Source organism: Clostridium sp. CM028 (assembly GCF_030585565.1).
Taxonomy (GTDB): domain Bacteria; phylum Bacillota; class Clostridia; order Clostridiales; family Clostridiaceae; genus Clostridium_AD; species Clostridium_AD estertheticum_B.
The window spans coordinates 3,541,922-3,555,886 of the sequence record NZ_CP077766.1 but is presented as its reverse complement, the minus strand read 5'-3'; the positions used below and the strand labels follow the sequence as shown (position 1 = coordinate 3,555,886).

Annotated in this window: 8 protein-coding genes; 1 reads left to right on the top strand and 7 read right to left on the bottom strand. The window is 31.4% G+C overall.

Translation table 11 applies throughout. The features are described from left to right. Positions 1-131: 131 nt before the first annotated feature. From radA to KTC94_RS16585, 4 genes are all read right to left on the bottom strand, one after another. Positions 132-1,517, bottom strand: a complete 1,386-nt coding sequence (radA, locus tag KTC94_RS16600; protein WP_220285998.1) for a DNA repair protein RadA — start codon at positions 1,515-1,517, stop codon at positions 132-134. A 90-nt stretch (positions 1,518-1,607) separates the two neighbouring features. Further along, positions 1,608-3,605 (bottom strand): DNA topoisomerase, encoded by a 1,998-nt coding sequence (locus KTC94_RS16595; protein WP_216301812.1) that lies wholly within the window; start codon positions 3,603-3,605, stop codon positions 1,608-1,610. 136 nt (positions 3,606-3,741) lie between these two features. Continuing rightward, the gene (locus KTC94_RS16590) at positions 3,742-6,573 is read right to left on the bottom strand and encodes an AAA family ATPase (RefSeq protein ID WP_220285999.1); all 2,832 of its coding nucleotides are present in this window, start codon (positions 6,571-6,573) and stop codon (positions 3,742-3,744) included. A gap of 13 nt (positions 6,574-6,586) precedes the next feature. Next, on the bottom strand, positions 6,587-7,969 hold the full coding sequence (locus tag KTC94_RS16585) for a DNA repair exonuclease (RefSeq protein WP_220286000.1): 1,383 nt from the start codon (positions 7,967-7,969) through the stop codon (positions 6,587-6,589). Positions 7,970-8,113: 144 nt separating this feature from the next. Between KTC94_RS16585 and ltaE the strand changes: the two genes are divergently transcribed. Further along, the gene (ltaE, locus tag KTC94_RS16580) at positions 8,114-9,151 is read left to right on the top strand and encodes a low-specificity L-threonine aldolase (RefSeq protein ID WP_220286001.1); all 1,038 of its coding nucleotides are present in this window, start codon (positions 8,114-8,116) and stop codon (positions 9,149-9,151) included. Between the two features lie 618 nt (positions 9,152-9,769). Here the strand turns inward: ltaE and KTC94_RS16575 are convergent. The 3 genes from KTC94_RS16575 to KTC94_RS16565 all read right to left on the bottom strand — a co-directional run bounded on the left by KTC94_RS16575 (position 9,770) and on the right by KTC94_RS16565 (position 13,684). Continuing rightward, positions 9,770-10,360: a GerMN domain-containing protein gene (locus tag KTC94_RS16575; RefSeq protein ID WP_220286002.1), complete on the bottom strand. Its 591-nt coding sequence runs from the start codon at positions 10,358-10,360 to the stop codon at positions 9,770-9,772. A gap of 155 nt (positions 10,361-10,515) precedes the next feature. Then, entirely contained in the window at positions 10,516-11,265 is a 750-nt protein-coding gene (locus KTC94_RS16570; RefSeq protein WP_216301704.1) for a hypothetical protein, read from the bottom strand. A gap of 106 nt (positions 11,266-11,371) precedes the next feature. Further along, complete coding sequence (locus KTC94_RS16565) at positions 11,372-13,684, bottom strand: VIT and VWA domain-containing protein (protein ID WP_220286003.1); 2,313 nt, start codon at positions 13,682-13,684, stop codon at positions 11,372-11,374. Between the last annotated feature and the right edge of the window lie 281 nt (positions 13,685-13,965).

The following is a 13,965-nucleotide window of genomic DNA, read 5'->3' as shown; positions in this document are numbered from 1 at the left end:
ATTCAAAGATGGAGCTCTTGCGCGACCATGGAAGAGAACGGTCTGGCGGCTAACAATGATAGGTGGGACAGACCCGCGACCTATCGGAAAAGGCCACTGAAATATGTATAAATATTTCAGTGGCCTTTTCATTATTGCTTAAATTCTTTTTCAATAACATCGGTTAATTTTTTACATGGGATAACCTTTAATTTCTTAAATTTAACCCCTGCTTTTAAACAATTTTGAGGTATATAAGCCTTTTTAAACCCCATCCTGTCTACTTCTTTTAGTCTTTGCTCTAAAGATGGGACTTTTTTTAATTCACCAGTAAGACCCAGTTCTCCAATAAATACTGTATCTGTAGCTATCCCATGATTAAGCGTAGAAGATGCGATGCTCATAACTACAGCAAGATTCACCGATGTTTCAGTTAATTTAAGACCCCCTGTTGCTTTTATAATAACATTCTTATCATAAAGCCCTATCCCTCCCCTTTCTTCAAGAATAGAAATAAGGGTTCCCAGTTGCTCCTTCCTTGAAAAACACTCACTTAACCTACTCGGGTAAGGAGTAAAAGATTTAGATACAAGACTTTCTATTTCTATAACAATGGGTCTTGTTCCATCCTTTATAACAGCTAAGGCACTTCCTGGAACCAACTCATCTCTTTTGGTCATAAAAAACTCAGAAGGATCAGTAATCTCTTCCATTCCTATGTCCGAAAGCCTAAACATACCACTCTCTTCCGTATTTCCGAAACGGTTCTTCTTACTTACCAAGTGTTTTAGCTCTTCTCCATCTTCTCCTTCAATATATAATACAGTGTCTACTAAATGCTCTAATATGCGCGGTCCTGCCATCTCGTCTGCCTTTGTCATTTGCCCAACCAGAAAAACAGCTCTTGGCCTCTCTGGATTTTTTGCTTTATCCTTTAAAGCTGTGGCGCATTCAATTACTTGAGTAGGAGAACCAGCCCTCGAACTTGAATATTCCTCCAAAGTGAATGTTTGAATACTGTCAAGTATTATTAAATCAGCATCAACAGTTTCTATATGTTGTAATATTTCATCTAACTTTGTATCTGAAACAACCCAAAAATTATCAGCTATCTCTTTTATTGTTCTGTCAGCTCTATTTTTAATTTGGCTATTACTTTCCTCTCCAGACGCATATAAAACCTTATATCCTTTTAATGACAGTGAATTTGCGAGTTGTAGCAAAAGTGTAGACTTTCCCGCCCCTGGGGGCGCAGATATAATAGTCACACTATCTCTAACTATTCCTCCACCCATAACCCTATCAAACTCTGAAACTCCAGTAATTATTCTATCACTGTTCGCCTGTACAACCGCCTTTAGTTTTGTAGGTTTAGTTGTTGTTCCCATACTATTTAAAGTATTTGATTTAGCAGAGCCCGCCTTAACCACTTTCTCTTCATATGAATTCCATGCACCGCAATCATTACATTTACCCATCCATTTTGGAGCATGTGACCCACACTCTTTACAAACATAGATTATTTTATCTTTTGCCAATTAGAGCCATCTCCCTTTAATTATAATATCAGTGAAATTCAGAAAAAAGATAAGCAGAAGATATATTTTACGTTCTGCTTATCTTTTCTATTATTCCACCTTAGCTTTTGAATTTTTGTAAAACCCACTTACCATATCAAAATTGTTTTTAAGCCTTTGTCCATTATTCAGTTTAAGTACCCTATCATTATTTTTAATAATATAATTTTCAAGCTTTTCCATGTACAAATCTCCAGCTATTTCTTTTTGAGTAACCATGGTTAATCCTTTTTCCCAACTAGCTGTTAACTCTGGATTTAAAAGCGTGGGGATAGAATTTTTCACCACATCATAGATAATTTCTCCAAGTAGAGTAGGCATAACTACTTGTGTTTTATTATTAGATTTAATGTATTCTATTTTTTCAAGCTTCGTTAAAATCCCTGAACGAGTGGCACTTGTACCAATACCTGACCCTTTTATATGTTCTCTTAGTTCTTCATCTTCAATTAGCTTACCTGCATTTTCCATAGCTATAATAATTGAACCTGTGGTAAACCTTTTAGGGGGAGAAGTTTTACCTTCTTTTACAACTAAATCTTCAATTTCTACACTTTGACCTTTTTTTAATGTACTCAAAAATTTCATATTTGTGCTTTCACTATCATTGCTATCCCTATCCGGTTTTAAAACCTCCAAATATCCAAGTTCAACGCACACCTTGTCTGAGGTGAAAAATCTTTCTTTGTCAATCTTTGTTATAACAGAGACCTTACTATACACAGCAGGCGGATAAAAAATCGCCAAAAACCGTCGTAACACTAAGTCATAAATTTTCTTTTGTATATCCTTTAATGATGAATAGTTTTGAAGCCCTTCACCTGTTGGAATAATAGCATAATGATCTGTTACCTTGCTATCATCAACATATTTTGTTTTAGCTATATTACTATACCATTTTTTCCCTAAAATAGTCTGAGCTATATTATTTATCTCAGCATTTCCATTTAACTTCGTTAATTTTTTTATATTCTCATCTATTTCTTTTGCTATCGCTGTAGTCAATACCCTAGCATCCGTTCTTGGATATGTAAGCATTTTCTTCTCATATAATGCTTGAATGTGACTAAGCGTTTGCTCTGGATTTATTTTAAATTTCTTAGAACACTCATTTTGTATTTCTGCTAAATTAAAAAGCAGCGGAGCATTTTTGTTTTCTTTTTTCTTAGTAATATTTTCAACGAAAACTTTACCATCTATACTTGAATCCCTTAGTTCTCCCATCAACTTTTCCGCCGTTTCCTTGGTTTTGAACCCACCCTCATTATAAAGCATAGGTGAATCAAAATACTTAGAACCTTCTACGGCTTTCCATTCTCCCTCATAATTACAACCTTCATCTACCTTAAAACTGACCATAATCTTATAAAAAGGAGTAACAACAAACTCGCGAACTTCTCTTTCCCTTTGAACTACCATTCCAAGCACACAAGACATTACTCGTCCCACAGCAATAACTATATAATTTTTTCCAAGATAATTGCTTACAGTTTTTCCATATACTAAACTTAAAAGCCTTGAGAAATTAATTCCCATTAGATAATCCTCTTTTGCTCTTAAATAGGCCGCTTCAGATAAATTATCATATTCACTCAAATCCTTTGCTTCTTTAACTCCTCGAATAATCTCAGCTTCCGTTTGTGAATCTATCCACACTCTTCGTTTTTGCTTATTAGGAGTCCCCGCCATTTCATCTACTAATCTATATATGTACTCCCCTTCTCGCCCCGAATCTGTACAAACATAAATTCTATCAATATCTTCACGTATTAGTTGGCTTTTAACTATATTAAATTGTTTTTTCACTCCATCTATAACTTCATATTTATACTTTTTAGGTAAAAATGGCAAAGTATCTAAAGACCACTTTTTAAGTTTTGCATCATATTTTTCTGGGTAACTCATAGTAACAAGATGTCCCACGCACCATGTAACAACAGCTTTATCAGACTCTATATATCCATCAAACTTTCTACCATTTATTTTTAAGACTTTGGCAAATTCCGCAGCAACACTTGGTTTCTCTGTAATAAATAACGCCTTACTAATAATTACCACTTCACTTTCCATTAAATCATCTCCTGCGGAGCTGAAGTATTAACAAACTCTATAATACATGCTCTAATAATTGTATTAAGCAATCTATTATACCATTTTTTACGCACCTATTTCAAAGGAAATGCACTTATAGTTCTTTTAGATATTTTTTCAAATCTCCCCCTGTGCTTTTTTCAAACTTACCCTTGTCTAATTTGAAATATTGTGCCTGCTTCTCTAGATCATTTATTAACTCTACTAAAGTTGCATGACAGGTAAGTACAAAAATCTGATGAGTTTTTGAAAGCTGTACTAATGCCTTAACTGTATTTTTCGTATGTGCAATATCAAAGTTAACAAAGGAATCGTCTAAAATCACTGGTAAACTTGGCTTAATTTCTTTTATTCTGCTTATACGAACTGCCAAAAATAATTGTTCTTTTGTGCCCCTGCTTAACTCTCTTGAACTCTCCTTAACACTCTCATCTCGTAATACAGTTTTAAAGTCTCCCTGCATTAAATCTTCCATAGGCACAATATCTTTGTATTCCCCAGAGGTTATTTCACTTAGAATATCACTAGCTCCTTTTAATAACTTATCCTTAGTACTTTCTAAAAACTTTTCTCTGATTTTTTCGAGTAATAAAGCTGCTGTATTATAAACAGCATATTTTTCTGCAAGGGGCCGCAAGTGGCCTCTTGCCTGTCTAATTTCTTTATCGTATTGCACTAACATCTCATCAGAATTTAAGGCTAGGAGTTCATCTTTTAAAGTTTGTTTTTCATTCTTTAAAATATCCAATTGCCCTATCAATTCTTTAATTTCAGCATTTAATCCCTCATATTCATAAGTGAGTTCATCTATATTGATATACTCCCTATATAAATTTTCAAGGATTTTTAATAGATTTGCATCATCACTGGGCGCAGCTTCTACTTTCCCATCATATAATATTTTTTTTATACGCTGGCTTTTTACCGATTGCAATAACTTCTCCTGAATAATTTTTAATTCGTTCTGCATATTTAAATATTTTATATACTTTTCTCCCTGACTTATATACTTTTCTATATTTAATATTATATCCTCTAAGTAATTGCTTCCAAGGAGCCCCAATATTTCATGCTCTACCATGTTTAATTTTAAGTAACTTTCATGGGCTTTTTCCACCAGTATCAAATGCTTATATAACTCCTCTAACTTTAGCAGTATGTCGCTACAAATATTTTCAATATTATCTAAATTTATTTCCTCTGGATTTTTAGTATTAAACTCAGTAAATTTTTTAAGCACCTCACCAATACTACTTAAAGATTCATTAAGGGTATTAAAGTGACTGCTTAGTTTTTTCTTTAATAAATAGTACTCCGATATTTCATCCTTTAAATAAGACACGGTTTTAAAATAATCCTTGATACCTTCTACTGAGACTCTTCCATCAAGCTTTAGAATGTCCCTATACTCGTCCATTATGTTGTTTAGTTCTCTTAAATCCTCATCTAAGCTTATTATTTCCTGGGAATTATTACTGATATCACCTGATCTATTCTCTATCTGAGTTTTAATTTCTATATTTCTATTTATAATTAGTTTGCTATTTGAGTAATTTATAAACAAATATAGGGCTGATCCTATTGCCCCAATTATTATTAGTGAACACCCAAGCAATTTATCTATAAAAAATAATGCCAAGCCTAAAATCATAAAAGATATTGTAAGATAAAAATACTTTTTCATATAAGTTGCAGAATCGCAGGTTACTATTTGTTTTTCTAAGATCTCCCTTTGGATTTTGAGGTCTCCACTTCTTTTATCACAAAGTGCTCTATCGTATTCTGCCTTTTTAAATTTTTCAATATTCTGTATTAAAATGCACTGTTGCACCTCATCACAATTAATCTCTGAAATACCTTTAAAACTAGACCAGTTATCATTTGATTTTTTAATTTTATTCATTAATAACTGTGTTTTCTCATAATACTCATTTTTTTCACTTAGTAGGTTCTTGTTCATTTCCTTAATGCCTGATATTCCATTATAAAAATCACTAATTAAATCCTTGCTACCTAAAAGCAATTCTTTCATAGGTTTCTCTGTGATTATTTCTCTTTGAAATCCATTGTTGTCATTATTGTACTGTTCTAACTCTTTAATATATTGAGTTTTTAGGGTCTTTGCTTTTTCTATATTATATTCCTTTATATCACTATGACTAAAAAAATATGTTTGAAGCTCACCCTCAATATTTTTTCTGTCTTGGTTAAGCTCGTAATTGTGCCTTAAAATGTCTAATTTAATTATATTATTATTGCTAATCTCAAGCTGCTTCTCCTTTGAAATTATGGTAGCCTGAAGATGGGACAAGCTATTTTTCTTTTCAGCAAAAGTATCTAACATGGATATGGATTTTTTCCTTCCCTCTACGCCTTTTTTAATATTCTCCGTGAAGGGCTTAAACATTTTAGTTGATGGATTTCCACGAGTTCCACCGATTGTATTAGCTTTTTCCCTTAACTCTTTAGCAACTCCAGGAATTTTTGCAATATGCTTAAAACCTGCACCCAGTAGCATAGACTGTAGGTTACTATCTTCCTTGCCAGAGCTTTTATTGAGTTCATCAAGACTTATGGTAAAGAGTTCTCTGTAGGCTGATTTATCTATATTATATAACCCTTTATTAGCTTTATTGTCTGTAGCATTATTATAAACTATCTCCGGATTACTAAATCCTTTTAAAAGTACATTTACGCCATTTCCATCATCTAATAATAAATCACATCGTACATTGTATTGGAATTTAGCTGGGGGTATACCGCTATTCTTTGAAAACCCAAAGGGGATATTTCTAAGTACCTGCATTAAGGTAGTTTTACCAGATCTATTTGCACCACCAATAACTATTATGCCGCTACCCAAGTCTTCCAGTTTTTCACCTTGAAACACGCCAAAATCTCTAATATCTAGCTGTGTTATTTTCAAATTCTCACCACCCCTACATTATTTCTAAAGCTTCTGCCAATTTTTCAATAAGCAATTCTCTAGCTTGTGATATAATATCCTGCATAATCTCTTCATCAAAATCAAATTTATCTTCATCTATATTTTCTGTATAAATTTGTTTTTTCCAAATGGATCCCCAATTTTTTGCAAGTTGGTTTTTATGCTCAGGGTCCTCAGTATATAAGCTAATTATTTCATCTAAATCCTTAAAAATAGAGTTTTGCATTTTTAGACTTTCAAAATCCTGCATAAGTGGTTTGGTTCTAAATATTATGGAATCTATCCACAGAAAATATTTTTGGGCGACCAGTTCTTCATTTATATCCTCTATAAACTGCTTATAATCATCTTCCGTCATGTTATTTATATCACCGTGCATATCTGTTCTTCCTTTTATTATAAGCTTCACAATATAGCCTTTAAATTCATCCAATAGATCTTCGTTTAAAGGCGTACTTTCCTTAGAATATGTATCTTCATTTAAAGGAACAATCTCGCTATAAATTTCAGGAAGACTATATGTTAAACTACTTATCTTATCGTAAATTACTCGAAGTAAATCACTATAATTTTCTATTTCATTCTCATCACCTATTATTACTTCTACCCTTTTATACATAACTGTTGCTACAGGTATGAATTCCATATGGGCAATTTCTTTCTTGCATGCTGTAACTAAGAAAACTCCCCCTACTCCCTGTTCTCCCATATCACGCCCTTGAGGAATCCCTGGGAAAGCTATAATAGGTTTCATAGTGCTTAAAATACTTAGTTTATGAATATGACCCAGAGCCCAATAATCTATATTAGGCACCACCTTAAGTTCCTCCAAAGTGCAAGGAACATAATTTTTATTATCCCCTTCTAAAGCAGTATGTAGCATTGCAATATTAAAAACATCATTATCCATTAAATAGTTTTCATATATTTTTTCTCTTTCGGATCGATGCTTATAAGATTTCCCAATAATTTTTGCTATAACTTTCCCTTCTTTGTATACCACAAAACTCTCTGCTTTATCAGCGCTTAATATATGAACATTTTGTGGCATAGCAAATAATTCCTGTGCATCATTTATAGCATCGTGATTACCGTAAATAGCATATACCCTTATATCTTTTTCATTTAGTCTTTCGCATTGATTAATAAAAAAACTATTTCCTCTTACTGATCTTAAATAGCTATCATAAACGTCTCCACAAAGTAATATAAAATCTACCTTGTATGAAATAGCTTTATTACATATCCTTTCAAAGGCATCATAGACAGCGTCTTTACACAAGCCTTGAATTTCCTCCTGTGGTTTCCCATTTATATTAAGAAAGGAACCTAAATGCAAGTCTGCAGCATGAATAAATCGAAATGTTCCACTCATTACTTTACCACCCCCTAATATAGATTTTACCATAAAAACCAAAAGTAATATTACTACTACTCCATTAAGATTTTATTATTCCCTACAATATAAAAAATTTTAAGTTATAATAGTATCTATAAATATTTTAGGGAGGTTATTAAAATGAAATTTATAGATTTAAGAAGTGATACAGTAACGCAGCCTACACAAAATATGAGACAAGCTATGTTCACAGCTGAAGTTGGAGATGATGTTTATGGAGATGATCCAACTGTAAATACACTAGAAGAGTATGCTGCTAAACTTGTTGGCAAAGAAGCTGCGCTATTTGTACCAAGTGGTACAATGGGTAATCAACTAGCACTTTTTACTCATTGCACTAGGGGTAATGAAGTAATTCTTGGTGATGATTGCCATATAGTAATGCATGAAGTTGCCGGTGCATCAATAATTGCTGGGGTTCAGCTTAGAACTCTAATGAGCAATAAGGGTGAATTAGATCCTAAAGAAATTGAATCTAAAATCAGAAAAGAGGAAGAAGACATTCATTATCCTAGTACAGGCCTTATATGCATAGAAAATGCTCATTCCTTCGGTACAGTAATACCTCTAAGTACAATGAAAAAAATTTACACCTTGGCAAAAGGGCATGAAGTACCTGTTCACTTAGATGGAGCAAGGCTTTTTAATGCTTCTGCTTACTTAGATGTGGATGCAAAAGAAATTACTAAGTATTGTGATTCTGTTATGTTTTGCCTATCCAAAGCTCTTTGTGCACCTATAGGTTCTATGCTTGCGGGCAGTAAAATTTTTATTGATAAGGCAAGAAAGAAAAGAAAAGTTTTAGGTGGAGGTTTAAGGCAATCCGGTATTCTAGCTGCAGCAGGCCTTGTAGCACTTTGTGAGATGATTCCACAACTTAAAATAGATCATAAAAATGCTATAGTTCTAGGCGAAGAATTGTCAAAAATCCCTGGCATAGTAGTCAATAAGGAATATATCCATATTAATATGGTATTCTTTAATATGAGGAGTACTGGATTTAGTAGCGATAAATTAGTAGAGAAATTCTACAATAGAGGAATAAAAATTAATGGAGAAGAAGATGGATTAATGCGTTTTGTTACTCACAATTGGGTTTCTGATAAAGATGTTGAATTTGTTATATCCTCTCTGAAAGAAATTCTTACTCTTGGCTAATTTTTATAATTTTTTTATTATGCCTTATAGTATAATAAATAAAAAAAAGCATACAATAATCTTAGTAGATGATTTATTATGGTTGAGTCTAGAGTGCTCGTAGGCTGGAAATGGCTTTAGAGTATTCGGCCAAAGGTGTATGCGAGATCTGCTAAGGTTTTGTATATGCTGGAGGGAAGATTATTATGGGTTCTTAACAGCTGGATATGTGCCTAACCGTATATATATGGTTCTCCCGGATGTGTAATATTCGAGCTAAGATGATATAGGTTGCCGCAGGTTTTATTAACTTATAACTAGGGGTTATTCTTAATCGAGAGATTGTTTTTGGCTCCCAAGGTGTTCTATATTGTCGAGCAAAGATGTATATATGTGCTGTAATGCTTGTATGTTGTTGAAAGATTACAAATAGGTGTGTAGGTATGTATATGGGTTGTAGCGAAGACTGTTCTAAGTTGTCAAATAATCCCTAGGGTTAAAAGGCAAGTTATTAGGTACATGAAAATAAATAACAAGTCAAATAGGCTAGCATATTGACTTGTTATTTGTTTAAATGTATTTATAATAAACTTGCCTTTTTGTTTTTCAGTAATCTATAAATCTGAAACCTTGTGGGTATTATTTTTTTATCATTTCTTTATTTTCACTCATAGGTTTACTAACATCATAATGGCCTTTGATAGTATCTACCTTTTTCCCGTCAACAAGAAATTGAACCTTTGTTATTCCTAATTCCTTATCTAAAACCAATGTGTTTATTATTGAAAATAAAGCCATTCCCTCACCTGCAGAGCCACCCTGCATTTTCTCACTTAAGTTACCTTTAAAATCAACATAAGCTATATGTTCTTTAATCTGCACATCTAGTACTTGTGCTCTAACAGGCAATGTTGCATACAATTTTCCTGCTCCTTCGCTCTTTGCACTAGGTCCTTTTACTAATTCCTCTACGATAGATTTAGCTGTAGGCTTTGTTATATTTCTTTTCTCTCCTACTAAGTACATAGCTTGATCATCACTAAAATACAGCAGCACTTCACTACTTTTCACTTCTTCTTTAGGTTCTGATTTAGTTTCTTCTTTAGGTATTTCCTTAGTTTCTACTTTAGTAACTGCTTTTGGCTCCTCTTTTTTTACCTCAGATTTCCCACAAGCGACCAATGTAAATATTACCACACTACATAATATTACTGAAAGAATCCTCTTCATTTTTGTCACCTTCCTATTTACATCTCATGTAGCACATGCTACACGTATTGATTTTGATATTATATTAATCGTTGACAAAATATAAAAACATCTTAATTTCGTTAGCAATTATTTCTAATTATATCATAAATTATGATGTTATGTGACAATTTTTTTTAAAAATTAAGTTTCTCTAATTGTACATACCATTTAGTATATGCATTTCCATATCCATCTCTATAAGTGCCTTTTGAATCCTTCACCATAACTATTGCTCTTTTATTTATTTTATAAATGAACCCACTATATTTTTTACCTGCATTCACAAAACTCACCTTTTGTCCTATTATTAAACCGTATTTTTGTGAAATTACCTCCTTTTGACTTGGCAATTGGTGATACACATCCGTATGGGCAAATAAGTTATTAACCATAGTTTTAAACCTAAGTTTTTTGCAACTAGATTCTTTATAAATATGTAGTTCAATTAAATGGCATAATTCATGTTCTAATACTATTTGGAATGCCTCTAAGGAATCTTTTGTATTTATACCAGATACTATTTTGTCTCTGTCTACCTTATAATACTGAAAAAAGAATTTTATTCCCATCCTGATTTCATAACTTTCTTCTGCTTCCTGCAATAGTTTTATCTTTCTACTATACATAGTTTTTCCTGCAGCAGAAGTCATCCTAGTGGATAATGAAAAAATTAAGCTCCCTTTGAATCTTTTACTAAAGTAATCATAAAAAAATTCTTCATCATACAAATAGAATAAAATTTTCAAATCCTCATTTGACATGCATTGTATATTTCCATTTTTTACATTAATAGATCTTACTATAAATTTCTTTCTTATGCTATTTCTTTTTTCAATTATTTCTGACCTGCCATACTCTAAATCTTTTATATTTTCATTTATCATTGCCTTACTTCCTTATTCTTAGGTTGATTCATAAAAATAAGTAGTCAGTATATCCTGACTACTTATTTATTTCCATGTGCCTAATACTTAAAAACTCTAGTGAATTTTAAACAGTTTTTAAAATAGCGGTGTCAATTATAAAATTAAGTGTGTCTTTAGGCTCATTAGAACTTTCCCTTAACCTATTAATAAATTCATCTTGCATTTCAATTACATCAACATTCTGCAATTCAAATTTTTCTTTGATTTCATTAATTTTCTTATCAATATTTTCTTTGTGAAAAGATAGTGCTATATTCTTTTTAATAGCCAATTTAAAAACTAACAATAAATTTAGGTATTCTTCTTTGTTTATTTCTAAATCATTCTTTCCTAATGCTCCATTTAAAAATTCTATAGATTTATTTAATTGATTAGTATACTTCTTAGTGTCTTCACTGCCTATGATAAATGCTAATATAGCTTTTACAGTGTATTTTATATTTTTTTCTAATTTATCTTCCACATTAATACCAAAAGCTCCGCTGGCAAATTGGTTCGACGCCAAAATCCTTAATAACTCATTTCTTTGAAAATTAGAATATTTATCATTGCCTTCTTTTAGTTTTAATAAATCTTTATAATAAAATGCTGTTGATTCAGAGTCTTCATCTAAACTTTCACAGGAAATCCCTAATTTTTTCGTTGTTTTAACGGGTAAAATCTCTCTTATTCTTATTCCTATTATTGGATCTTCCATCTCTTCATAAAGAATAAAAGAAGTTTCTTTGCAAATTATACCAACCTTTTTAGAAATTTCAACAATTTTATTGCTCATTGCATCACGAAGTTCCCCTCGTTCATACTTGACTCTGTGTTGAAGAGATTCTATACGTTTTTTGTACCACATTTTTTCAATTAAATTCACATTTTCTTCTAGTTCAAGTTCATTAAGCATAATTATTCTTTGAATTCTATTGTTACCAACTTTTCCTTTTAAAGTTACAACACCGCCAACTTCTCCTTTAATTTTAGCAAAAATTGAAAATGGTTCTTTATCATACATATATTCAATAGTTCTTGGGAATGTTGTTTCCACATTCATTTTACCCCAATCAATTTCAATGTCAGTAATTTGAGGATTTTTGATTCTATTAAATTGTCTAAGCACCTTATCTTCAATTCTCTCATCTGAGGAAATAACTTCTGCAGCACCATAGCTAATACGAGCTAATTTATTTATGAAATAACTGTTTACTGAAGTATCTATTCCAAAAGTAAATATTCGGCTTTCTTTAATGTTCTCTTCCACAAAATTCAATATTTCTTTTTCATTTTCAACCACATCATCTGTAAATAAGAATATTATATTTTCTTCTTTTTCACTTTTCCCAAGTAGTGCATATTTTATTGCATCAAAAATTGCTGCATCTTTTTCTGTTGTAAGTTCTTCAATCCACTTGCTAGCACTGCTTAAATTTTCTTCGTTAAACTCAACCCTCATCTCTTTAGAGAAGTAATTAAGCTTATCTCCAAACGCTGCAATATTAAAGGTATCTCCTAGTGTTAAATTTCTTAAACATAGTTGAAGCGCATTTTTACCTTCTATTAACTTATCTTCATCCATTGATATATCCAACAGCAATATATAATTTTCTCCAGTCGGTTTTTGTTCTATTTCAATCTCTGGTATAAACCTTAAATATAAAATCCCCTTATCATCTCTCGGATAATCATATATCATTCCTGTAGTTTCTAATTTTTCTTGCTCTTCTAGTACTATTTCTAAATCTTGATCCATTTTTTGATTTTTTCCATCTAACGTTACTTTATATAAATTATTTTCTTCATATTCAACCTTGAGTTTATGCGAAGAACATTTAAATTTTAATTTTGTTAAGGATTCAACTAATAGGCTTAAAGTGAACTTATAATTTTCATTGGTGCTACTATCTTTATTAGATAGTAAATTATTATTAGTAGAAAGATTTATTGGAGTTATTATAGTTGGAATAATTAATTTTAAGTTTCTATTTTCATAACTAAGTTCTTCTATATAAGACACTTTAATTTTCACAACTTCATTAGGAATTATCTTGCCAATAAATATTCTAACTATATTATCTTTAAATTCTTCCAGCATAAAAGTGTTATTATCTTTTCCCTTAAGATTTTCGTATAGTTTATTTGCTTCTTCCTTATCTTGTATTAATCCCTTTATAGTCCTACCGCCAAGCACTGCTTCAAAACCAGATATTATAGCTCCATCTGGAATTGGGAAAGTATAAATTGCTTCTACATTATTGCTTCCTTTATTCTCATATACATGGTCAATAGTATACTCCGCAAATTCCCCACATAAATTTCCTCTTATATTAACTTCTTTTAAAATTATATTATTTTTCAATTCTTTTTTATGTTTATTTTTATTAATCGACATTGTATCCCTCCTGATTTTAATACCAAAAACTTCACAGAATTTTTAAAATATTATATATATATTTTATCATTAATTTCAAAATTAGTCTTCGAATTTTTGCAACAATTTTATTATTAAACGAAACTTCTAATAGTTCTATAGATTTTCGTCTTTTTTTTTAACATCACCTGTTACGCTATAATACTGGCTTGTTATTTGTTTTTATGTGCATTATAATAAATAGGTATGTGCTATAAGAACATACTATTAATTTAAGTTCTATTGAAAGGGGAGATTCTCTA